Annotated in this window: 12 protein-coding genes; all 12 read right to left on the bottom strand. The window is 70.9% G+C overall.

Annotation, left to right across the window (positions count from 1 at the left end):
- Positions 1 to 53 precede the first annotated feature (53 nt).
- A complete protein-coding gene (locus tag ASE27_RS10875) occupies positions 54 to 785 on the bottom strand; it encodes an ABC transporter permease (protein WP_056650029.1) in 732 nt (243 codons plus the stop codon).
- A 95-nt stretch (positions 786 to 880) separates the two neighbouring features.
- A complete protein-coding gene (locus ASE27_RS10870) occupies positions 881 to 1657 on the bottom strand; it encodes an ABC transporter ATP-binding protein (protein ID WP_056649720.1) in 777 nt (258 codons plus the stop codon).
- Positions 1644 to 2297 carry a TetR family transcriptional regulator gene (locus ASE27_RS10865; protein WP_082608805.1) on the bottom strand — a complete coding sequence of 218 codons (654 nt, stop codon included), beginning with the start codon at positions 2295 to 2297 and terminating at the stop codon, positions 1644 to 1646. Before ASE27_RS10865 ends, ASE27_RS10870 begins: the two co-directional genes overlap by 14 nt.
- Positions 2298 to 2577: 280 nt before the next feature.
- A complete protein-coding gene (locus ASE27_RS10860) occupies positions 2578 to 4401 on the bottom strand; it encodes an Ig-like domain-containing protein (protein ID WP_056649713.1) in 1824 nt (607 codons plus the stop codon).
- An 89-nt stretch (positions 4402 to 4490) separates the two neighbouring features.
- On the bottom strand, positions 4491 to 6767 hold the full coding sequence (locus tag ASE27_RS10855; protein ID WP_056649710.1) for a glycoside hydrolase family 127 protein: 2277 nt from the start codon (positions 6765 to 6767) through the stop codon (positions 4491 to 4493).
- A gap of 170 nt (positions 6768 to 6937) precedes the next feature.
- Complete coding sequence (locus ASE27_RS10850) at positions 6938 to 9658, bottom strand: immunoglobulin-like domain-containing protein (RefSeq protein WP_082608804.1); 2721 nt, start codon at positions 9656 to 9658, stop codon at positions 6938 to 6940.
- Between the two features lie 236 nt (positions 9659 to 9894).
- Complete coding sequence (locus ASE27_RS20900; RefSeq protein ID WP_162259225.1) at positions 9895 to 14772, bottom strand: family 43 glycosylhydrolase; 4878 nt, start codon at positions 14770 to 14772, stop codon at positions 9895 to 9897.
- Positions 14773 to 15106: 334 nt separating this feature from the next.
- Positions 15107 to 19006 carry an alpha-L-arabinofuranosidase C-terminal domain-containing protein gene (locus tag ASE27_RS10840; RefSeq protein WP_157257536.1) on the bottom strand — a complete coding sequence of 1300 codons (3900 nt, stop codon included), beginning with the start codon at positions 19004 to 19006 and terminating at the stop codon, positions 15107 to 15109.
- Positions 19007 to 19267: 261 nt separating this feature from the next.
- The gene (locus ASE27_RS10835) at positions 19268 to 20377 is read right to left on the bottom strand and encodes a sugar ABC transporter permease YjfF (RefSeq protein WP_231907654.1); all 1110 of its coding nucleotides are present in this window, start codon (positions 20375 to 20377) and stop codon (positions 19268 to 19270) included.
- Entirely contained in the window at positions 20374 to 21516 is a 1143-nt protein-coding gene (locus ASE27_RS10830) for an ABC transporter permease (protein ID WP_082608803.1), read from the bottom strand. The genes ASE27_RS10835 and ASE27_RS10830 overlap by 4 nt, the downstream gene beginning before the upstream one ends.
- The gene (locus ASE27_RS10825; protein ID WP_056649702.1) at positions 21513 to 23051 is read right to left on the bottom strand and encodes a sugar ABC transporter ATP-binding protein; all 1539 of its coding nucleotides are present in this window, start codon (positions 23049 to 23051) and stop codon (positions 21513 to 21515) included. The genes ASE27_RS10830 and ASE27_RS10825 overlap by 4 nt, the downstream gene beginning before the upstream one ends.
- A gap of 149 nt (positions 23052 to 23200) precedes the next feature.
- The gene (locus ASE27_RS10820; protein ID WP_056649699.1) at positions 23201 to 24190 is read right to left on the bottom strand and encodes an ABC transporter substrate-binding protein; all 990 of its coding nucleotides are present in this window, start codon (positions 24188 to 24190) and stop codon (positions 23201 to 23203) included.
- Positions 24191 to 24410: the final 220 nt, after the last annotated feature.

Genomic DNA, 24410 nt, shown 5'->3' with positions numbered 1-24410 from the left:
GTGAGATTCGGCGAACCGTGGTACAGGGCAGCGCCGAGGCCTCCCGGCCAGGCCTACGCGGTCCGGCGCCTCAGCGTGAGCGTCCCCAGGACGATCGCGCCCAGGATGAACCCGACGATGACCGCGACGGCACCGCGCACGTCGGCGAACCCGCCGCCCGCAGCCACGTCCTGGAGCGCCGAGACGCCGTACGTCAGGGGCAGGACACGACTGATGGCCTCGAGCACCGCGGGCATCTCGTCCCGCGGCATGAGCAGGCCGCACGTGATGAGCTGCGGGAACAGGATCACGGGCATGAGCTGCACGGCCTGGAACTCCGAGCGGGCGAGCGCCGAGGCCGCGAGCCCCAGGCACGACCCGAGGATCGCGTCGAGCACCGCGACGAGCACCACGAGGCCCACGGGCCCCGCGACGTCCATGCCGCACACCCACACCGCGAACGCCACCACGACCAGGGCCTGCACGGTCGCGAGGAGCGCGAACGCGAGCGCGTACCCACCCACGAAGTCGCCCTTGCCGAGCGGCATGGTCATGAGGCGCTCGAGCGTCCCCGACTGCCGTTCGCGCAGCGTCGTGACGCTCGTGACGAGGAACATGATGATCATGGGGAACAGCCCCACGAGGATGGGGCCGAACTGGTCCAGGACGGGCGTCCCGTCGAACATCCAGGCGATGAGCCCGAGCAGCACGCACGGCAGCACGACGAGCAGCGCGATGGTGCGCGGGTCGTTGCGGATCTGCCGCAGGACCCGGCCCGCGGTCGCGAGGGTCAGGCCCGGGCTCAGGGCACGGGGTGCGTGCTGCACCGGCGCAGCACGCTCGCCCTCTCGCCTCGACGTGCCCGTCGCGAGCGTCGCCGCTTCCCGTGCGTCGGGCGCGCTCATGACGCCTCCCCTCCGAGGTGACGCGGACTCCTGGCGGCCGCTGCGCCGTCGGGCACGGGGGTCTCCTCCACGAGGCGCAGGAACGCGTGCTCGACGTCGTGTGCGCCCGTGCGCTCGAGCAGGCCCGGCAGGGTGTCGTCCGCGAGCAGGCGACCGTCGCGCAGCAGGAGGAGCCGGTCGCAGCGCGTCGCCTCGTCCATGACGTGCGACGACACGAGCAGCGAGGTCCCGGCGTCACGCAGGCGCGCGAACAGGTCCCACAGGTCGCGGCGCAGCACGGGGTCGAGCCCGACGGTCGGCTCGTCGAGCACGAGCAGCTGCGGGTCTCCGAGCAGCGCGGCCGCCAGCGAGACACGCGAGCGCTCACCGCCCGAGAGCGTGCCGACCCGGCGCCGGGCGTGCCGCGCGAGGTCCACGGCGTCGGTCACGCGCGCGACGTCGCGCGGACCCACGCCCAGGATCGTCGCGAAGTAGCGCAGGTTCTCGGTCACGCTGAGGTCCGCGTAGACGCTGGGCGACTGGGTCACGTACCCGACCCGGCGCCGCAGCACGGGGTCGCCGGCCGCGCGGCCCAGGACCTCGACCTCGCCGCCCGTGATCTGCTGGACCCCGACGAGCGCGCGCATGAGTGTGGTCTTGCCGCTGCCGCTCGGCCCGAGCAGGCCGACGATCTGACGGTCGGGAACCGTGAGGTCGAGCCCGTGCAGGACCGTGGTCCCGCCGCGGTCGACGCGGAGGCTGCGAACGCTGATGACCGGGTCAGTATTCCCCATGTGAGGAATTCTGCTCCTCGGGAGGTCCCGGCGCAAGACCCTCGTCCACGCCCTCGAGATACCGCTGGATCGTCGGGGCGATCGACCGCACCAGCTCGTCGGGGGACATCGACGCCACGGGCTCGAGGCGCAGGAGGTGCCGGGCGACCAGCACCCCGAGCACCTGGCTCGCGACCAGCCCCACGCGCCGCGCCGCGACCTCGCGCGGCAGGAGCGCGGCGACCTGGTCGAACACCGTGCGCTGGAGATAGCGCGGCAGCTCCTGCACGTGCCCGTCGGCCGACAGCAGCCCGGACAGCACGAGCCGGAGCTGGACCTGCCCGTCGGGCGCGTCCCAGACCGCGAGCACGGTCCGCGCGAGCCGCTCCCCCAGGCCCTCGATCCCGCCCTCGGCGAACCGGCCGGCGAGCGCCTGCGGGTCGGCCCCCGCGGGGACGAGCGAGGCCGCGAAGAGCTCGCCCTTGCCGTCGAAGTAGTGCCGGATCAGCCCGGGATCCACCCCGGCCGCGCGTGCCACGCCGCGCATGCTCACGGCGTCGTAGCCCTTGGCGGCGAACTCCTCGCGCGCCGCGGCCACGATCGACGCCCGGGTGTCCTCGCCCGCGGGCCGTCGGCCCCGCCGCACCGCACCAGCACTCATGCCTCGATTCTGCCCGACGGCGGAGCGCACCCGCGCTCCCGGGTGCGCTGCGGCGTCGGGCGGGAGAGGACGACGACGCCCGGCCCGCCGCGACGCAAGGAGACGTCGCGGCGGGCCGGGCGTGGCCCCGGTGCACCGGCCGGCCAGAGCACGGCCCGGGGCAGCCGCGGGACGAGACAGCACCGCCTCGCCCCGCGGCGGTCATCGGGTCGTCGGGTCAGCCGGTCACCCGCAGTCGAGGGCCGCGTACGGCGCCTCGAACGTCGCGGAGGTGCCGTCGTCACCACCCGTGCTCGCGGTGATCGTGACGACCCCGGCCTCGACCGAGCCCGTCGACCGGCACGTCCTCACCGTTCACCGCACGCACCGAGACCGTGACCTTGCCCGCCACGCACTTCGCCGTGGCCGAGACCTCGACCGCGAGGTCGGGGTCGGGCTCGCCCAGGGCGGGCAGCTCGATCCGCTGTCGGACCTCCTGGTTGCCCGCGGCGTCGGTCGCAGCGAACTCGATGACCTGCGGCTCCTCGGTCAGGGCACGCGTGAACGGCTCCTGGTAGGTGCCCCAGAACGTGCCCGGCCCCTCCCACTGGATCCGGTCCACGCCCGACCCGGCGTCCGTGGCGGTGAGCGTCACCTCGACGCTCGACCCGAGGTTCTTGACCGTGGCGACCGTGACCGGCGCGGTCGCGTCGACCTTGAGCTCGCGCGTCGCCTCGCCCACGTTGCCCGACGCGTCGGTCGCGCGGGCCGCGACCGTGCGCACCCCGTCCGTGTCGACCGTGACCGGACCCGTGTACGCGGCCCAGGCACCGCCGTCGACCGAGACCTCGACCGCGGGGGCCGGGTCGCGGTTGTCGCTCGCCGCGACCGTCACCCGCACGGGCTCGACGTACCAGCCCGAGGTCGCCGACCCCGGCTCGACCGACAGGAAGACCGTGGGTGCGATGGTGTCCTCGGCGTCGTCCGGGGCCACGACAAACACGGTCGCCTCGGCCGGCAGGTCGGTCCCCTCGACGTCCCCCTCCACGAAGAAGAGCCCGCCCGCCTCGGCGTACTGCGACGGCTCGACGGCGTCCCACTCGACTCCCGTGCGGCTGTCGCGCGAGCCGTCCTCGAACGCGGCCGTGACGCTCGACGGCAAGGTCGGCGCGGTGCCCGCGAGCGTCACGACGCTCACGTAGTCGACCTCGGTCACGTCGCCGGGCTCGCCGTCGCGCACGTAGACCGTGCCCTGGACGGGCTCGACGATCCCCTCGGCCACCCCCGTGACGCCGAAGCTGCCCTTCTCGGCGACCTGCTCGGCCGTGACGTCGGCCCAGTCGACAGCGACGGACGCGACGCGCCCGTCCTCGTAGATCGCGTCGACGTCCTCGGGCAGGTCCGGCAGCTCGCCCACGAGCGTGGGGACGTGCACGGGCGAGACGTCGATGGGCGCGTTGGGGTCGACCGGCTCGGGCTCCTCGGTGCCGCCCGTGCCCCACAGCTCCCACTCGGTGACCCCGACGGCCGAGTACGTCGCGACCGTGGCTCCCTTGAGCGCGTTGAACGTCGCCCTCACCTTGGTCGTGGTCACGGGCTCGAAGGTCGTCTCGTTCGGCGCGAGGCGCGCCGTCCCGTAGGTGCTGGGGTTGACGACGTCCTTGTACGTCGAGGTCGCCTCGTCCCAGTACTGGATCTTCCACGACCCCGGGACCCGGACGTTGTCGCCGTTGGCCCCCTCGCCGTCCGACCAGAACGACAGGACCGAGCGGTCGACCCGGACGGGTGCCTCCCACGCGTACTCGAGCCACTGCGTCGCGGGGCGGTTGCCGTCCCACGTGGCCCACGCCTTGTCGTACGAGCCCGTGTGCGCGACCTCTCCGTCGTTGACCGCGTCGATCGCGTGCCAGCTCGCTGTGTAGCTCGCCTCGGGAGTGCCGAGGAGGGCCACGTTGGCCGGAGCCTCCGCGGCGGCCGTCACGGCCGGGAGGGAGGAGCCCACCGCGGCGACCGCGATCCCTGCGCCGCCCAGCGCCCCGGCCCCCACGAGCACGCCCGCGAGCGTCGCCGCCGTCCACCGTCGCGGACGGGAGAACCCGGCCGCCCCTCGTCCTGCTCGTGCCATGACCGTCCCTCGTCCCGGGGCCCGCAGGCCCGTTGCGTCGTGCCTGTGCGTGGTGTCCGGCGCCGCGTCGCGGCGCCCCTCGTGGGCGCTCACGCGATCTTCGCCTTGCCTGCCGCGACCAGGACCTTCTGGCTGTCGCGGCGCGTCAGCAGGCCCTCGGCCACGAAGGTCTCGGCCGTGCGCTGGACCGTCGCGAGGAACGCCGCACGGTCCGCGAACGAGCCCTCGGCCCAGACGACGTCGAGGAACGACGTACCGTTCGCGCGGCGCGCGTTGGCCACGCCCGAGTCGGTGCCCGCGAACACGATCCTGGGCTCGGAGCGCTCGAAGTACATGTGGTAGAGCGCGCTGCCGCCCGAGTACGCCGGCTCGAAGGTCAGGTCGCCGAGCTGGAACACGTTGTCCCCGAGTGCCTTGGCCGCGGTGTCCAGGCTCCCGTCGAGCCGCATGCTGGCGTACAGCGAGAGCTTGAGGAATTTCGTGGCCGCGCTGCGGGCCAGCAGGACCACCGGTCCGTAGTGCAGGACCTGGATCGCCGGGTTGTCGATCGTGGGCTCGACGCGCAGGGAGAGCGGCATCGAGATCTCGACGCGGTCGCCGCTCGTCCACGTGCGGCTCACCGTGACGTAGGTGCCGGGCGTGGCCGCGAGGTCCTGCGCCTCACCGTTGACCTTCACGGTGAACCCGCGCTGGATCCAGCGCGGGACCCGCAGCCGCAGGTCGAGCGGACCCGAGCCGTTGACCACGAGCGTGCTCGCCCCGACCTTGGGGTACTCGGTCTGCTGCACGATCTCGAAGCCCTGCTCGGACCAGTCGAGCGTCGAGGCGACGTAGAGGTTGACGTGCAGCACGGGGTTGCCGGGGGCGTCCTCGGCCGACCGGAAGTAGATCGAGTCGCGGTACTTGACGTGGTTCTCGAGGCCCGTGCCCCCGCAGCACGTGCCCGTGTTGTCGTACTCGCGGCGCGCCCCGGGGTGGACCGGGTACATGTACGTGACCTCGGGGCTCGTCGAGGACTCGGCGTTCTTGCGCGAGCCCAGGATGTGGTTGAGCACCCCGGTCTCGTAGTAGTCCATGTACTTCGGGTCGAGCGTGTGGAAGTAGAGCAGGCGCGAGACCTTGAGCATGTTGTACGTCGCGCAGGTCTCGGCGTTGCGCGTGCCGATGTCCCCCGCGACGGTGTTCGCGGGGCCCCACAGCTCGCCCTCGCCGTTGCCGCCGTGCGCGTAGGTGCGCCCCGGGACGACCATGCCCCAGAAGTTCTTCACGGCGTCGAAGTACTTCTGCTCGTGCGTGTGCGAGTAGACCTTGAGGTAGCCCGGGAACTGCGGGATGTGCTGGTTGGCGTGCTTGCCGTTGAGCGTGTCGGTGCCTGCGGCCGAGGCGTTCACGAGCGCGTTGAGGTCGAACAGCTTCGCGGTCGCGAGGAAGTCCTCACGACCGGTGATCTGGTGGAGGTCGGCCATGACCTCGTTCATGCCGCCGTACTCGCCCGCGATGTAGATGGCCCACATGCGCTCGAGCTGGTCCGCGGGGAGCTTGCTCAGGCGGCTGTGGACCCACTCGCCCATCGACGTGACGATCTCGAGCGCCTGGGCCGAGCCCGTGAGGTGGTAGGCCTCGAGCAGTCCGGCCATGATCTTGTGGCACGTGTAGTACGGCGCCCAGATCTCGCCGTACGGCGCGTACTTCTCGAGCTGGCTGAACTGCCACTCGCCGTACGCGGCGAGGAAGCCCGGGTGGCTGTAGCGGCCCGTGGCCGCGAGCGCGGCCTGGACCTCGCCCAGCCCCGCGACGATCGCGTCGACCTTGTCCTTGAAGACGGCCTCGCCCGTGCTCCCGTAGGCGAGCGCGACCATCGACAGGAAGTGGCCAGCGTAGTGACCGCGCAGCAGGTTCGCGGTCTGGGTGTTCGCCCGGCCCGGGTAGTCGTCAGGACCCCAGGCGTCCTCGTTGGCGTGCCCGAACCCCTCCCACCCGCCGGGGGCGTTGGCCCCCTTGGTGTCGAGCCCTGCGGTCCGACGGAAGACCGCGAGGATCCGGTCGACCGGGTAGGCCCGGGCGAGGTTGAGCGCCTGGTCCTGCGCCCGCGTGAAGACGCTCGGCTCGAGTGTGACCTGCGACATCGAGAACGGCTGTGCCGTCCATCCGTCGAGGGCGACGCTGCGGTCGAGCGACCGCAGGAAGCGCCGGCTGACCGGCGGGGCGGGGTTGACGAACGGTGCCGGTGCGGCGACGGCTGGTGCCGCGACCGCGAGGTTCCCTCCTGCTCCGGCAAGGGTCGCAGCACCGGCTGCGGCCCCGAACGTCAGCGCGCCGAGCCGTAGGACGGATCGGCGCGAGTAGGTCGAGTCGTGCTCTGACATGTCGTGTCACTCCTCATCGAGTTTCGATTCTTCGAGCTGGTGGTGCTGCAGGACCCGACCGCCGGTGGCATCGAGCAGACGACGGGCGCAGGAGGGAAACCTCGCCCACTGCCGGTCAGGCCCTGTCCGGGCCGGGCGGGGGCACGTCGCCCCCGCCCGGCCCGGAAGTGCTAGCCGCAGTCGAGGGCCGCGTACGGCGCCTCGAACGTGGCGGTGACGGGCGAGGCACCCGTCGTGCTCGCGGTGATCGTGACGACCCCGGCCTCGACCGAGCCCGCACGCGTCGCGTCGACCGGCACGTCCTCACCGTTCACCGCACGCACCGAGACCGTGACCTTGCCCGCCACGCACTTCGCCGTGGCCGAGACCTCGACCGCGAGGTCGGGCTCGGGCTCGGGGTCGACGGGGGCCGTCACGGTGACCGTGGCGGTGGCCCGCGTCGTGATCGACGGGCCGAACGACCCGCTGACCGCGAACGTGCCGGCCTGCGCCCAGGATGCGGGGTCGACCGCGTCCCACGTGACCGCGAGGTCCTTGGTCGCACCGTCGCCGTACGTCGCGGCGACCGTGGCCGGCAGCACGGGCGCGGTGCCCGCGGCCGTCGTGACCGTGACGGGGGCGGCCGAGGCCACGAACGCGTCGGGCTGGTAGTGCGCGAGCAGGCGGTCGTACTCGGCCTGCGTGACCGGGAGCACCGTGCCGTGGCGAGGGCTCACGGGCAGCGTCGCGGGCTCGGACTTGGTCCAGACCCCCGAGTCGAGGTCCGTCGACTCGAACGGGACGTAGCCCTTGCCGCCGTGGTAGCTGGGCTGATCCATGAAGACGTACCACTTCTCCTCGGTGTTGGACTTGAAGACCGTGGGTCCCTCGCCCGCCGTGAAGGTGCCGCCGTAGCCGTTGGGCTGCCCCACGCCGATGTTCTCGGTGATGAGGTCCCAGCTCGTGGCGCGCAGGTCCGTGGACTTCTCGCTCCGGACCGTCATGTACTTCTCGTCCTTGATGAAGCGGTAGTACGTGTCGCCCACCTTGGTCACCGAGGCGTCGATGATGCCGAGGCCCGTGCCGCGCTTGTTGTCGACCCAGATCCGCGGCTCGCTGAAGGTCACGAAGTCACGCGTCGTGGCGTACATCATGCGCTGGTAGCTCGTGGCGATCTTGCGGTCGCTGCTGTCGGTCGTCGGGTAGAGGGCCGAGGCCCAGTACACGACGTACTCGCCCGCGGCCTCGTCGTAGAACGCCTCGGGGGCCCAGGTGTTGCCCGCGTAGTCGCTCGAGACCTTGACCATGCGCTGGTCGGACCAGCTCACGAGGTCGGTCGACTCCCAGACCATGAGGCTCAGCGAGCCGCGCTCCTGCGCGTTGCCGAAGTTGTTGCCGCCGTAGATCTTGAGGTCGGTCGCGACGAGGAAGAACTTGTCGCCCTCGGGCGAGCGGATGACGAACGGGTCGCGCAGACCCTTCTCCCCCAGGCCCGAGCGCAGGACGGTCTTGTCGTCGTTCAGCTCCTGCCACTTGAGCGGGTCGTTGCCCTGGCTCGCGGCGAAGTAGATCTCCTCGCCGTCGGCCGTGCTCTCGCCCTTGAAGTAGGGGAAGAAGTACGCCGCGGGCTCCTGGGCCTCGGGGGCCCGGCGGACCGTCGCGGTGCGGGGCTGGGTCGAGGTCGCGGTGCCCTTGGTCGCGGTGACCGTGAGGGTCACCTCGGTGTCGCCCGCGCCGTGCGCGGGGCGGTGCACCACTCCCGTGTCGCTCACGGTGCCGGGCGCCGAGGACGTCCACGTCAGGGTCGAGCCCTGCGCACCCTTGGTCGGGAGCGTGAGGTTGCCACGGACGTCGGCGATGTTGGTCACGACGGCGTGCTGCGCGTCCCAGGCGGCCGCCTGGGCGTCGTCGAGCGCCGGGGGGACGACCACGGTGAAGGTCCGCGGGAGCGTCACGGCGCCGCGCGTGACCGAGGCCGTCAGGGTCACGCTCGCGGCCGGCCGCCCGGCGGCGGGCTGGGTGACCTTGCCCGACGACGTCACGACGTCCGCGTGCGAGGTCGCCCACGCGATGGTCGAGCCCTGCGCGCCCGTGACCGGGAGCGTGAGGTTGCTCGTGACGGCGCTCGTGTCGCCCAGGTCGAGGGCGGCGGCGTCGGCTCCCGCGGCCGCTGCCGAGGTCTTCTGCGCGAGGGCCGCGACGTCGTTCGCGGGCAGCGCCCGGTCGTAGACGCGGAAGTCGCGGACCTGGCCCTTGAGGTACTTGTCGCCCGAGTAGAGCGACCGGCCGATGTAGTTGGCGGTCGTCGTCCCGGCGCCGATCGAGGCGGGGGTCGTGGTGACCGCGGTGTTCTGCGCGACCTGGACGCCGTCCTCGTAGAGGGTCCCGGTCGTGCCGGTCTGCGTGTAGGTCAGGTGCTTCCAGACCCCGCGCGCGAGGTTGGTGCCCTTGGTCGTGTTCTGCTCGGTCGACCAGTTGCCGGACGCGATGCCGGTCCGGTAGGCGTTGCCCGTGGTGAACAGGTAGCCGTTGCCGTTCGAGCCGCTCGTGTTGCCCATACCCCAGATGAAGTAGGGCGTGGCCTGGGCCGTGTCGACCAGGACGTCGAGGTCGACCGTGACCGAGGTCAGGTTCTTGAGCAGGCTGTCGGGGAGCCGGACGTGGTCGTCGGCCCCGTCGAGCGTGATGCCGTTCGCGCTGCGCGCGGCCCCGTTGACCGTGGCGGCCCCGAAGGTCGAGCCCGGCGCCGAGTTCGCGGCCGACGTGCCGCTCGCCTCGTCGAGCTTGTACCAGGCGACCAGCCCGGCCTCGGGCAGGACGGGATCGGCGGCTGCCACAGCGGTGGTCGTCAGCCCGGTGGTCAGGGCGACGGCGACGCTCGCTGCAACGAGACGTCCCCTGGTTCTTCTCACGATGTGCTCCTTCGGTTCGTGGTGCGGCGGTGCGTGTGGTGCGGGCAGGGCGTGTGGTGCGGGCAGGGCGTGTGGTGCGGGCAGGGCGTGTGGTGCGGGCAGGGCGTGTGGTGCGGGCGATGCGGGTCGTGCGGGCAGGGCGGGCGCCGTCGGCGCCCTGACCGAGAAGTGAGCAGACGCCCCTGATCGGCCCTCAGGAGGGGCACCTGCTCACTTCTCGGCGGGGGCCAGGTGGGTCAGCCGCAGCTGGTCGCTGCGTAGGTGACGTCGTAGGCCGTGGTGACCGGGGCGCCGTCGAGCACGGCCTGGGCCGTGACCGTGACCTTCCCGGCCGCGAGCGTCACCGCGCGGGCCGAGAACGTCTGCGACGCGAGCTTGCCCGGCGCGACCTGGAGGAAGGTCTTGGTCCCGAGCGGCGTGGTGACGACCACGTCGACGGGCACCTCCTCGGTGTTCCGCACGAGCACCGTGAGCGCGGCCTTGCCGGCCACGCACTTGGGCGCGACCGTGACGTCGACCTCGACCTGGGCGGGCTCGGTCACATCGAGCGGCGGCACGCTCTCGAGCGTCGGGACGACCTTCTGGATGAGGCCGTCCTCACCGAACGTGAGCCGGTCGATGGTCGTCTCGCGGTGGTTCCCGTCGCCGCCGGGGATCGCGAAGCGGTGGTAGGCGATGTACCACTCGTCGGTCCCGGGGACCTGGACGATCGAGCTGTGCCCGGTCCCGAGGATGCCCTGGGACACGTCCTTCTCGAGGATCACGCCGCGGTAGGTCCACGGCCCGTCGATGCTCGTCGACGTCGCGTACCCGACCCGGTAGTTCTCCGAGCCCGTGTCGTCGATCGAGTAGGTCAGGTGGTAGGTCCCCTCGCGGTAGTTGAGGAACAGGCCCTCGCGGAAGTTCGTCAGACCACCGAACTTCGTGATGGTGTCCTGCTTGACCGAGACCATGTCGTCGTTCAGCTCGGCGTACAGCGGCGCGTTGCTGCCGTTGCCCCAGAACAGGTAGAACGTGCCGGTCTGCGGGTCCTCGAACGCCGCCGGGTCGATCGCCTGCCCCGTCGTGACGGCCTCCCCGTTGGTGATCATGGCCGTCGGCTGCGCGGTGAAGGGCCCCTCGGGGCTGTCCGCGACCGCGACACCGATCGTCTTGCGGTTGTAGGTCGGGTTGTGCCCCGAGAAGTAGAAGTAGTACTTCCCGTCGCGCTCGATGATGGTCGGCGCCCACGCGTTGCCCGTGGCCCACGGGACGTCGCCCGCTGCGCCGTCGAGCGTGAGGAACGGCTCGGCCGAGCGCTCCCAGCTCGCGAGGTCGGTCGACTTCCACACGTAGAAGTCCTTGCCGCCCCAGCCGGGGGTGCCGTCCGTGGTCGCGTAGATGTAGTACACGCCGTCGAAGACCGCGATGTTCGGGTCCGCGTACAGGCCGGGCAGGACCGGGCTCCGCATCTCCTTGGCCTGGACGGTCCACGTGCGCGCGGCCCCGTCGGGGCCCGTCACGGTGTAGGTCACGGGCTGCGTGAGGTCCTGGACCGAGCCGTTGGCGGGTGTCACGGTCGCACGGTCGGACACGACCAGGCGAGGTGCGAGCGCGGAGCGGTCCGTGCCGGGCACCACCGGGAGCGTGACCGTGCTGGACCCGCCGTCGACGATCGCGGCGACCTTGAGCTCGGCGAGCTCGGCTCCCGTGACGGCCGAGTGGTCCTGACCGAGGTCCTTGACCTCGTCGGCGCTCAGGGCGTGGTCGTAGACGCGGAAGTCGCGGACGTCGCCCTTGAGGTACTTGTCGCCCGAGTAGAGCGAGCGGCCGATGTAGTTCGCGGCCGTGGTGCCGTTACCGATCGACCCGGGGGTCGTGGTCACGTTGGTGTTCCGCGCGACCTGGATCCCGTCCTCGTAGAGGGTGCCGGTGGTGCCCGACTGCGTGTACGTCAGGTGCTTCCACACGCCGCGGGCGAGGTTCGAGCCCTTGGTCGTGTTCTGCTCGGTCGTGTAGTTCCCCGAGGCGATGGCCGTGCGGTACGCGTCCCCCGTCGTGAAGAGGTAGCCGTTGCCGCTCGACCCGCTCGTGTTGCCCAGGCCGTAGATGAAGTAGGGCGTGGACTGGGCGGTGTCGATGCGCACGTCGAGCGAGACGGTGATCTCCGTCAGGCCCTTGAGCACGTCGTTGGGCAGCTTGACGTGGTCGTCGACCCCGTCGAGACGCACGCCGTCCGTGCCGTTGCGCGCGGCCCCGCCCACGACGGTCGCGGGACCGACGGCGCTGCTCGGCGCCGAGTTCACGGCCTGCGTGCCGCTCGTCTCGTCCAGGCGGTACTGGACCACCAGGCCCGGGATCTCCTTCGTCACGTCGATCGTGACGGTCGCGGTGCGCGACCCGTCGGCCGTCGTGGCGGTCACGGTCGTGCTGCCCGCCGCGACGCCGCGCACGGTGCCCGCGGAGGGCCCGTTGGAGACGACGGTCGCGACCGACGGGTCGGCGCTCGTCCAGGTGATGGTGCGGGCCGTGGCGTTGGCGGGGGTCACGGTCGCGGTGAGCGAGCGTGCCGATCCGACCGTGACCTGCGTCGAAGTGGGCGAGACCACCAGGCCCGTGACGGGGACGTCGCCCTCGACCACGGTCACGACGGCCTTGGCACGCACGCTCACGCCGGCGCCGAGCGAGCCCGTGACCTCGAAGGTCCCGGCCTGCGCGTAGCTCGCGGGGTCGATCGCGTCCCACGTGACGGCGGTCTGGGTGGTCGTGCCGGCCGCGGTGCGCGTGGCGACCGTGGCCGGTAGGACCGGCGCGTCACCGACGCTCACGACGGCCGCGACGTCCTCGGCCGACTCGACGAACGCGTCGGGCTGGTAGCCCTTGAGCAGCGCGTCGTACTCGGTCTGCGTCACGGGCAGGACCGTGCCGTGGCGCGGGCGTGAGGGCATCTCGTAGCCCGTGGACATCTTCCACTCGTCGGCGTTCAGGTCGGTCGTCTCGAAGGGCACGTAGCCGCGGCCGCCGAACTCGTCGATGAACAGGTACCACTTCTCCTCGGTGTTCGACTTGAAGATGGTCGGGCCCTCGCCCTGGTTGATACCGCCGCCGAGCGAGTTGGCCTTGCCGATGCAGTCGGTGATGAAGTCGTAGCTCAGCGAGCGCAGCTCGCTCGCCTTCTCGCCCAGCACGAACTTGGAGCACGGCGTCGTGGACGTGTTGTTCCGCTCGTCCTTGGTGAAGCGGTAGAACTCGCCGTCGTGCTCGATCACGGTCGAGTCGATGACCGAGTAGCCCGGGTCGACCCACACCTGCGGCTCGGTGAACGTGTAGAAGTCGCGGGTCGTGGTGTACATCATGCGGTTGTACGTGTTGGCCGTGTGGCCCGGGTCGTCCTCCTCGTAGAGCTTGGAGGCCCAGAACACGACGTAGGCGCCGATCGTCGTGTCGTAGTAGGCCTCGGGGGCCCAGGTGTTGCCCGCGGTCTCCGGGGAGACCTGGACGAGGCGCTGGTCGGTCCAGTTCACGAGGTCTGTCGACTCCCAGACCATGATCGACTTGGATCCCGTGCGCTGGGACGCGTCCCAGTTGCCGTTGCCGTGGATCTTGAGGTCGGTCGCGATCTGGTAGAACTTGTCGCCCTCGGGCGAGCGGATGACGAACGGGTCGCGCAGGCCCGTCTCCCCCAGGCTCGACGTCAGCACGGGCTGGTTGTCGTTGAGGTTGCGGTACTTGAGCGGGTCGTTGCCCTTGCTCAGGCCGAAGTAGACCTGCTCACCGGTCGCGTAGCCCTCACCGATGAAGTAGGAGAACAGGTAGCCCGCGAAGTCCTGCTGCTCGGGGAGCGCGGGGACCGTCGCGGCGAACGCGCGCGTGGCCGTGGCCTGCCCCTTGCTCACGGTCGCGGTCAGCGTGACCGTCTGGTCGGCCTGGCCGTGCGCGGGGCGCGTGACCTCGCCCGACGGCGTGACGACCGTGGGGGCCGTGGTCGCCCAGGTGACCGTGGTGCCCTCTGCTCCCGTGGTCGGCAGCGTGAGGTTGCCGCGGACGTCGTCGAGGTTCTTGACCTCGAGCGCGGCGACCGCGGCGTCGACGACGCCCTGGTCGCCCGTGCCGGGCACCACGGTGACGTCGAACGTCCTGGTGGCGCTCTGGCCGCGCAGCGAGAGCGTCGCGGTCAGGGTCGCGGTGTGCGCCTGACCGACGGGCTGGGTGATGACGCCCGACGACGTCACGACGCTCGCGTCCGACGTCGCCCAGGTGACGGTCGAGCCGCCCGTGCCCTTCGCGGGCAGCGTGAGGTTCTTGGCCACGGCGCTCGTGTCCCCGAGGGACAGGGCGCTGACGTCGGCGGAGAGCGACGCCGCGGCGTTCGCGGTGCTGAGGTCGGCGACCTCAGCGGCCGTGAGCGCGCGGTCGTAGAGGCGGAAGTCCTTGATGCGCCCCTTGAAGAGGTTGTCGGCCGCATAGGCGGACTTGCCGAGGTAGTTGGCGGTCGTCTTCCCGTTGCCGATCGAGCCCGGCGTGTGGGTCACGGCCGTGTTGACGCCGACCTGCGCGCCGTCCTCGTAGAGGCGCCCCGTGCCGGCGCCCTGCGTGTAGGTGACGGTCTTCCAGACGCCACGCGCGAGGGCCGCGGACGGCGACTTGGCCGTGTTCTGCTCGGCACCCCACGCGGCGTTCGAGACGGACGCGCGGTAGTTCGCGTTGCCCGAGGAGAAGAGGTAGCCGCTGCCCGACTGCGGTGAGCCCACGGCCGTGTTGCCCAGGTTGTAGAAGAAGTAGTTGCCGCTCAGCGACGAGTCGATCCACACGTCGGCGCTGACCGTCACGGCCGAGTATCCGGCCAGGAGGTCGTCGGGGAGGTCCACGTAGCTCGAGCCGCCGAACGTGAGCCCCTGCCCGTCGGTCCAGTCTCCGCCGCCGACGAGCGTGCCGTCACGGCCCGAGCCCGAGGCGTCGTGGGCGACCGTGCCGCTCAGCTCGTCGAGCTTGTACCAGAGCTTCAGGCCGTCGGCCGTGGGGGTGGGGGCCTCTGTGGCACTCGTCTCGGTGGCGGCCGGCACCGCCGGGGCGAGCGCCGTCGTCGGGCGTGCGGGGGCCGGGTTCAGGGCCGCTGCCGGTCCTGCCAAGGCCATCGGGGCGAGCAGAGCGATGCTCAGCGCGCCCCCGAGGGCGCCTCTCGCCCCGCGGGGGGCCCTCCGTCGGGCCGAGGGCGCGGTCTGCGCCGGGTCGTGTCGGGTGGTCATGTGGTTCGTGGCCTCTCGCCGTCTCGTCGTTGAGCGCCCCCTGCTGGGGACCGTCGGGCCGGTCGTGCCGGCCCGACGGTCCCCCGCGTCCTTGTGGTGCGGGTGGTGCGGGTGGTGCAGGTGCTGCAGGTCGTGCTCGTGCTGTCACCGGCCCGGGTGGACCGGAGGGGTCACGCCGGGGCCGCGAGGTGGTCCCGCGACCCCGGCGGAGCTGGTGCGGTCGTCAGCCGCAGGTCGTGGCCGGGTACTCGACGTCGAACGTGGTCGAGCGGGCCCCCGGCCCCGTGCCGATCGTGCCCACGACCGTCGCGGTCCCCGCAGGGACCGAGACCGCGCGCGAGCTGAACGACTGCGACGCGCTCTTGCCGGGTGCGACCGACGCGAACGTCTTGGTCCCGAACGGCGTCGTGAACGCGACGGTCACGGCTTCGTCCTCGCCGTTGACCGCACGCACCGAGAGGTTCGCGCGGCCCGCGACGCACTGCGCCTTGGCCGTGACCGCGAGGTCCACGGGCTCGGCCTCGGTGCCGGCCGCCTGCAGGCGCAGGAACGTGACCGAGTAGGCCGGGAACGTGTAGTCGAACGCGTTGGACGCCCCGTCCCAGGTCCGCTCGACGGGCACGATCACCCGCGGGTTCGCCTTGGTGTTGGTGTCCGTGGGCGCGCCGACCATCTCGGTGACCGTGGCCTGGGCCGCGATCTCCTGGCCCGCGACCGTCACGGCCGTGTCCGCCGCGGTCGCGGTCGGGTTGACGACCTTGACCACGAGGTCGCCGGACTCCTCGTCGCGCGTGACGACCTGGTAGAGCGACTTCGCGGCGGGCTGCTCGTACGAGATCTGGAGCTGGCCGTCCAGGTAGAGCTCGATGGTGCTGCCCTGGACCACGACCTTGACCTTGTAGCCCTGGCCCGTCTCGACGCTCTTGTTCTCGACCGCGGCGATCTCGGCGGCGCTGCCGCCGTCGGCCCGCTGGAGGACCGAGCGGGTGTTGTTCCAGCCGCCGATGTTCCACCAGTAGTAGTCGTTCGGGCCGCCCGCGGCGAAGCCCACCAGGAAGCCCTCGGACCCTGCGATCTTGCGGGCGTCGAGCTCGAGCGTGTAGTTCTTCCAGTCCTTGGCGTACGCGCCCGTGACGATCGAGCGCGCGTCCGTCACGGACGTCGAGGACTGCGTGTAGACGCCGTCCTGCGCGGCCCACGTCCCGGTCACGGGAGACCACTGGGTGGCGTCGTCGAACCCGTCCTGGAACAGGACGTCGCCGCTCGCGTTGTCGGTGACCTTGACGTTGTCGTACGACGCGCTGGTCGACCACGTGGACAGGAAGACGCCCCCGTCCAGAAGACCGGCCGCGTCGCCCGTGCCTGCCGTGTGCACCGACGGGACGACCTCGTCACCCACGTTGTTCGCGAACAGCTCCTGGACGTAGTAGTTGGGCGTGCCCCACGACTCGTCGTTGTCGAACCAGATCGCGTCGGGCGACCACTGCACGTACGACTCGTTGGAGAGCAGCGGCGCGTACGACGCGAGCTCGACGACGTCGGAGTTGCGCTCGAGGCCCGTCATGAAGGCGGCCTCGGACAGCGCGTTGAAGAACGTGTTGCCGCGCGACGCGTACTCGCCGAGGAACACGTGCGGGCCCTCGCGGTCGTAGTCGTCGTAGCGGTCGGCGTTCTCGAGGAACCAGCTCGGGTCGTTGTAGTAGTGCTCGTCGACCAGGTCGACCTCCTGCGCACGGTTGAACTCCCAGAGCTCGTCGAACCGCTGGCCCGTGTCGTCCGGACCCGAGTTCGAGATGATCTGGACGTCGGGGTACGCGGCGCGCACGGCGTCCTTGAACTTCGGGAAGTTCGCCTCGAACGTCTTGGTGTTCTCCTCGTTGCCGAGTCCCAGGTACTTCAGGCCGAACGGCTCGGGGTGGCCGAGCTCGGCGCGCACCGCGCCCCACTCGGTCGTGACGTCACCGTTGGCGAACTCGATGAGGTCGAGCGTGTCCTGGACCCAGCGCTGGATCCGGACGTCGTCCTTCATCTCGGGGATGGTGCTGCCGCAGCCGTTGGCGCCGACCGACAGGACGGGCAGGGGCGTCGCGCCGAGGTCCTCGGCGAACGTGAAGTACTCGTAGTACCCGATCCCGTACGACTGGTTGTAGCCCCAGAAGTTCCAGTTCGTGGCCCGCTCCTCGACCGGCCCGATGGTCTCCTTCCACTGGTACGTGCGCCGACGGTCGGTGCCGTTGCTCTCGAGGTAGGTGTCGAACGTGCCCGCGTTGGTCACGCAGCCGCCCGGGAACCGCAGGAACTGCGGGTTCATGGCGTCGATCTTCTCGGCGAGGTCCTTGCGCAGGTGGGTCTTGCCGTTGACCGGCCCGACCCAGGTGTCCTGCGGCATGAGCGAGACCATGTCGAGGCGCACGGTGCCTGCGGCCCCCGCGAGGACCGCGAGGCGCCCGGCCGAGGTGGTCTCGGTCGCGGTGAGGGTCACCGAGTACTTCTTCCAGGTGTCGGTGCCGGCGACGGTCACCTTCCCGGTCGCGTAGGTGGTCCCCGCCGCGGCGTCCTCCACCTGCACGGTCAGGTCCTGCCCGACGGCGGAGCGCGCCCACACCGTGAAGTCGTACTTCTGGCCCTTCTCGAGGAAGAGGCCCGTGTTGAAGCCCGCGTTGCGCACGCCCGCGCCGGCCGCGGTCGCGTCGAGCCGGAGGTAGTAGCGGTTGCTGTCGTTGAGGCGCTGCGCGTCGGTCACCACCGTCGTGGTAGCGGTGCCGCCGTTGCGGTTGACCCGCTCCCAGGCCGTGAGCCCCGTGAAGGACGAGTTGTCCGACGAGTTGAACTCGAACGAGCGGTTGCGCACGAGTTCGGCATACAGCCCGCCGTCCGCGGCGTAGTTGATGTCCTCGTAGAAGATGCCGTACAGGTCGTCGCTCATCTCGACGGTCTCGCCCGCGGCGTCGATCGCGAGCGTGTGCTCGGCCGACGACAGCGCGGTGAGCGTGAGCCTGACGGCCGCGTCCTCGGCGCCGAGCACCAGGGCTCCGTCTGCGGCGCGCACCCCCGCGAACTCCCCGGCAGCGGCGCCCGGCACGCGCAGCGCGAGCTTGCCGCCGCCCACGTCGGTCAGCCGCACCTGGGCCGGGGCGGCATCGGCGGCCCCGAGCGTGATCCGCCCGTCGCTCGCGACGACCACCGGCAGACCGGTGCCCGCCTGCGCGAGCGTCGCGGCGCCGTCGGGCCCGCCGGCGACCGCCGTGGCCACCAGGCCCAGCGGCGACGCCGGGCGCTGCGCGACGAACGACAGGCCCGTGTCCGTCAGGACGAGGTGCTTGTGGTCGGCCGGGCCGTCGAGCGAGAACGTGCCCGTCGGGACGACGTCCTGGCCCTCGGCCGCGTCGACCGCGACGTAGTCGAACGTCGCGGCGTGCGTCGAGCCGTCCTGCGCCGCGAGGGCGTAGAGACCGACCTGGGTGACGTCGAACGTGACCGTCGTCGAGCCCGCGGGCTTCCAGTCCCCCGCGGTGGCGTCCCAGTAGGACACCGCGAGCGTGTCACCGGTGCGCTGCATGCGCAGCGTCTCGCCCGTCGAGCCCGCACGGTCGGTGAACGACGCGGCCGTGAACTTCCCGCCCGTCTCGTTGTCGAGCTCGATCGCGCGCGCCGAGGGCGACAGGCTGCCCACGTACGTCAGACCTGCACGGACGTAGTTGTCCATGTCCTTCCACGCGATGAGGCCCGCGCCCTGGTAGACCTTGCCGACCGGGGCCGACACCTTGGTCACGACCGTGAAGTCGCCCACGGGGACGTCCACCATGAAGACGTTCTTCGCGGTGTTCGCCTCCTGATAGGTGTCGCCCGTCTGGGACGTCAGGGTCAACGACCCGGGCGTCGTCGCGAGCGACCACGCCGACGGGACCGGGTTGACGACGTCCCAGGCCGAGCCGAGCTCGGCCGTGTCGAACTGGTCGACCCAGGCGCCCGCCGGAAGGACCGGCTCGGTGGCCGCGAAGGCCGCCGGGGTGACCGCGAGGGCGGTCGTCGCCCCCAGCGCGAGGACCGCGACGGAGGCCGCCCACGGTCGTGCCGTCCTGCCGCGGGATGTACTGCGGGCAGGGGAATCAGAGATGATCACAGTGCTCCAACCTTGCTGCAACGAGGAAAGGAGCGATGCCGGGTGCAGCCCGTGCGCTCCATTGCTGTACGGGTCAACCCGGCGGGTGCGCCCTCCCGGTCGTCCGAGCCGGCCCCGGGTACCAGCCGGGACCGGCTCGACCGGGAGGGTGCCACCTCCGGGCCGTTCTCGGTCCGTCTGCCTCGACGGACCGGGCTGTGGTGCCTCGCACGGGTCCGGCTCCAGGCCCGACCCGCGCGAGGCAGTGGTGCTGGACGGGCGCTAGGTGGCGCTGCCGCGTCCCTGACGGAACGTCATGGCCCGCTGCAGCAGGACGAACGCGAGCAGGACCACGCCGATGAAGACCTTGGTCCACCAGGAGTCCAGGCCCTCGCGGGCGATGAGCACCTGGATCAGGCCGTACACGAGCACGCCCGCGACCGACCCCAGGACGAACCCGCCGCCGCCGGTCAGGAGCGCGCCACCGATCACGACCGCCGCGATCGCGTCGAGCTCCATGCCGATGCCCGTGAGGTTGAAGCCCGACTTGGTGTAGAGGGCGAACAGGATGCCCGCGATCCCGGCGCACGTGCCGCTGATCACGTAGACCCACACCTTGGTCGAGCTGCCCTTGAGGCCCATGAGGTTCACGGCCGTGCCGTTGTCGCCCGTGCCCAGCCCGTAGACCGTGCGACCGAAGCGCGTGTAGTGCAGCAGGTAGATCGCGATCAGCAGGACCACGAACGCGATGACCATGCTCAGGTTGATGCTCCAGGCCTCACGGCCCTCGCCGAACTTGATCTTCCACGAGGCCAGGGCCGCGAAGCCCTCGTCCTTGATCGCGAGCGACTGGACGCTCACGACGTTGGCCAGGCCGCGCGCGAGGAACATCGCGGCGAGCGAGGCGATGAAGGGTTGTATGTCGAAGTACTGGACCATCACGCCGATCAGCAGGCCGAACGTCGTGCCGATCAGCACGCCCAGGACCAGGACTACGGGGAGCGGCGCCCCGACGATCAGGAGCTTGGCCACGACCAGGCCCACGAGGGCCACCACGGCACCGACCGACAGGTCGATCCCGCCCGTGATGATCACGAACGTCATGCCGATCGCCAGGACGATCAGGTACGAGTTGTCGACCAGCAGGTTGGAGAAGAGCCGCATGCTCAGGAAGTCGCGGCGGTCGGTGCTGTAGCGCGCCTGGCCCACGATCAGGATGACCGCGAGGGCCACGAGCGTGCCCGTGACGGGCAGGAGCCGGCGGTCCGAGAGCTTGCGGACCACGGGGTTGGTCATGAGGCGCGCGACGAAGCCCGTGTCGTGGCCTCCGCGCGGGCCCTTGCCCTGCTGGGGGTTCTTGGACGCCCGGGGCGCCGTCTGGACGGTGCTCACGCTGCTGCCCCCTTCGCGCTCGTGGTCGCCGTGCCCGCGCCCAGGGTGGGGCGCTTCCTCGGTAGTCGGGACGCGAGGAGCGAACGCAGCCGCTCGGAGGCCGCGATGCACACGATGATCAGCACGAGCGCCTTGAACAGCGGCGTGATCTGCGAGCTGATGTGGAAGATGACCACGGCTCGCTCGAGCGTCGAGAGCAGGAGCGCACCGACCACGACGCCCGCGAGGCTGAACTTGCCGCCGTCGAGCTTGGTGCCGCCCAGGACGACGACCATGATCGCGTCGAGCTCCTTCATGAGGCCGATGTTGTTGGCGTCGGCCGCCATGGTCGGGGCTCCGTAGACGATGCCCGCGAGCCCGGCGAGCAGGCCGCACAGCAGGTAGACGAACCACGTGATGTTGCGCGACTGGACGCCCGCGAGGCGGCTGGCCTCGCGGTTGATGCCGATCGACTCGACCAGCATGCCGAGCGCCGTGCGGCGCACCAGCAGCGCGACCAGGGCGAACACGACCCCGGCGATGACCACGGGGGTCGGGATGCCCAGGATGAAGCCCGAGCCGATCGACTTGAAGGGCGGGCTCGTGGTCGTGGTGATCTGGCCCTTGGTGATGAGCATCGCGATGCCGCGGCCCGCGACCATGAGGATCATGGTCGCGATGAACGGCTGGATGCCCAGGACCGTGACGAGGAAGCCGTTGAACGCACCGATCACCGCGGCGACCAGGAGGCCGATCGCGACCGCGGCGAGCGCCGTGCTGAGCGTGCCCCCCGTGCCGCTCGCGTCGATGTAGGTCAGCGACACCGCGAGCGAGATCGCCATGACGGCGCCGACCGAGAGGTCGATCCCGCCCGTCGCGATCACGAGGCACATGCCGATGCCGAGCAGGAGCGGGGTCGCGCTCGCCCGCATGATGTCGATCAGCTGGCCGAACAGGTGGCCGTCCATGATCGTCACGTCGAGGAAGCCGGGGCTGCGCAGGCCGCACGCGAGGAGCATGACGACCAGGGCGACGACGGGCCAGAACAGGTGGTGGTGCGTGACACGGCGCAGCGCGCCCTGGGCACCCCGCGGTGCGGGGCTGCCGGACACCGGCGGCGACGCCGACGGTGTCGTCGGAGTCGTGGTGGTCGTGCTCATGATGCGCTCCCGCTCGCTGCGATCGTCTCGAGGATCGTGGTGGACGTGACGTCGGGTCCGTTGGTGATCTCGCCGATCTTCTGGCGGTCACGCATGACGACGACGCGCTGGCTCAGGCGCAGCACCTCGTCGAGCTCGGACGAGATGAAGACGACGCCCATCCCGTCGGCGGCCAGCTCGGCGACGAGCCGCTGGATCTCGGCCTTGGCACCCACGTCGATGCCGCGCGTGGGCTCGTCGAGGATGATGAGGCGCGGCGCGGTCGCGAGCCAGCGGGCCAGGAGGACCTTCTGCTGGTTGCCGCCCGACAGGTTCTTGATGAGCATGTTCGGGTTCGCCGGGTAGACGTTGAGCGCCTTCATGTAGCGGTCGACGACCGCGTCCAGCTCCTTGGCCGGGATGGGGCGCCACGGGCCACGGCTCGCCTGCATCGCGAGGGCGATGTTCTCGCGGACCGTGAGGTCCCCGATGATGCCCTCCTTCTTGCGGTCCTCCGAGGAGAACGCGACGCCTCGCTTGATCGAGGTCAGGGGGGCCGCGCTGCGCGTCGTGCCGTCGAACGTCAGCTTCCCGCTGCCCGCCTTGTCGGCGCCGTAGAGCAGGCGGGCGACCTCGGTGCGGCCCGAGCCGAGCAGGCCCGCCACGCCGACGATCTCGCCCGCGTACACGTCGAGGTCGAAGGGCTCGACCGAGCCGTCACGGCCCAGGGCCACGGCCTGGAGCAGGGGGGCCTCGTCGTGCTCGGAGACGACGCGGTGCGCGCGCGCCTCGACGTCCGCGAGGGCCTCGCTCGACCGGCCGATCATCGCGGAGATGAGCTCCATCCGCGGCAGCTCCTTGGTCAGGTGCTCGGAGATGAGGCGGCCGTTGCGCAGGATGGTCAGGCGGTCGGTGATCTCGTAGATCTGGTCGAGGAAGTGCGACACGAAGAGGATCGCGACGCCCTTGTCCCGCAGCGAGCGGATCACGTCGAAGAGCTCGGCGACCTCGGCCTTGTCGAGGCTCGAGGTGGGCTCGTCGAGGATCAGGACCTTCGCGTCGACGACCATGGCCCGCGCGATCGCGCAGAGCTGCTGCACGGCGATCGAGTGGGAGGACAGGGCCGACGAGGGGTCGATATCCAGGTTGAGGAGGGCGAGGTACTCGCGGGCCTTGCGGCGCGTCGCGGGCCAGTTGATGAAGGGGCCGAACCGGATCTCGTGCCCGAGCATGATGTTCTCGGCGACCGAGAGGTTCGAGCAGAGGTTGACCTCCTGGTACACGGTGCTGATGCCCGCGTCCTGGGAGTCGCGGGTCCGCGTGAACCGGTGCTCGGCACCGGAGACCACGATGCGTCCCGCGTCGATCTGGTAGACCCCCGTGAGGGCCTTGATGAGGGTGGACTTGCCGGCGCCGTTCTCACCCATCAGGGCGTGGACCTCACCGGGGCGGAGGGTGAGATCGACGCCGTCGAGGGCCTTGACGCCCGGGAACTCGATGGTGATCCCGGTCATCTCCACCACGGGCGCCGCGGTGGCGGCGGTCGTCGTTGACATGGTTGTTCTTCCGTCCTGGGGAAGGTGCTGGAGCTCAGGCACCGGCCGGCGGGGACGTGGTGCACGTCCCCGCGCGCGGTGTGTGCGGCCCGCCCGGGTCGCCGCGCCGCGTGGGGGCGGCGACCGGGCGGGCCGTCAGGTGCTGCTCGTCAGAACGAGCGGGCGTCGATGATCTCCTGCGTGATGGTCTGGTCGAACGCCTGGTCGACCACGATGGTCTCCTTCTCGACGTCCTCGCCCGCTGCGACCTGCTTGATGAGCTCGAGGAGCTGGTCGCCGAAGGCCGGGTTGCACTCGACCACGAAGTTGAACTTGCCCTCAAGGAGAGCGGTCAGGCCGTCGTGCACGCCGTCGACCGTGACGATCTGGATGTCCTTGCCCGGGACCTTGCCCGCGGCCTCGATGGCCTCGATGGCGCCGAGGCCCATGTCGTCGTTGTGGGCGAAGATGAGGTTCATGTCGGGGTAGGCCTGGAGCGCGGCCTCGGTGGCCGCCTTGCCCTCGGCGCGCGTGAAGTTACCGGTCGCCTCGCCGACGATCTGGTCCTCGACGACCGAGCGGAAGCCCTCCTGGCGGTTGGTCTGCGCGCCCGAGCCCATGGTGCCCTGGAGCTCGAAGATCTTGGCGTCGGGAGCGTTCTCCGCGACCCACTCGCCGGCCGTGACTCCCTCGGCGGTGAAGTCCGCGCCGATCCAGGTCACGAAGGGGTCCTCGACCGTGGTGTCGACCGTGCGGTCCACGAGGACGACGGGGATCTCGGCGTCCTTGATCTCCTGGAGGACCTCGTCCCAGCCGGTCTCGATGACCGGGGAGAACGCGATGACGTCGACGTCCTGGTCGATGAAGTCGCGCAGGGCCTTGATCTGGTTCTCCTGCTTCTGCTGCGCGTCGACGAACGTGAGGTCGATGCCGTTCTCGGCCGTCAGGTTGGCCTTGACCGACTCGGTGTTGGCCGTGCGCCAACCGCTCTCTGCCCCGAGCTGGGAGAACCCGACACGGATGTTCTCGCTGCCGCCGCCTGCGCCGTCGGTGCTGTCGGCCGAGTCGGTCCCGCCGCCGCTGCACGCTGCGAGGGCGAGGACTGCTGCACCGGCCAGGATGCCCGTGAGACGGACGCGTGCCGTGGACTTGTTGAACATGGTTCTCCTCCTTGAGATGCGGTCCTCGGCGCCGTGCCGGGACCACGTCGGCCCGTCGTTGGGCTGTTGGTTCGTGGTCGTGCGTCTTCGGTTGTCGAGCTGCTCCGCTCACGTTCAGATGTGATCGCTCACACCCCCTGGGAAGAGATGTTAGCGCTCACACGCGGAAGTTGGAAGTCCTGAGGGTCACGTTTCCATCACGAGAGGTGACGCCGGTCTC

Origin of the sequence: Oerskovia sp. Root918 (assembly GCF_001428945.1) — a bacterium.
Classification (GTDB): Bacteria; Actinomycetota; Actinomycetes; order Actinomycetales; family Cellulomonadaceae; genus Oerskovia; species Oerskovia enterophila.
The sequence above is the reverse complement of the archived record's forward strand: the minus strand, read 5'-3'. Positions and strand labels throughout refer to the sequence as shown.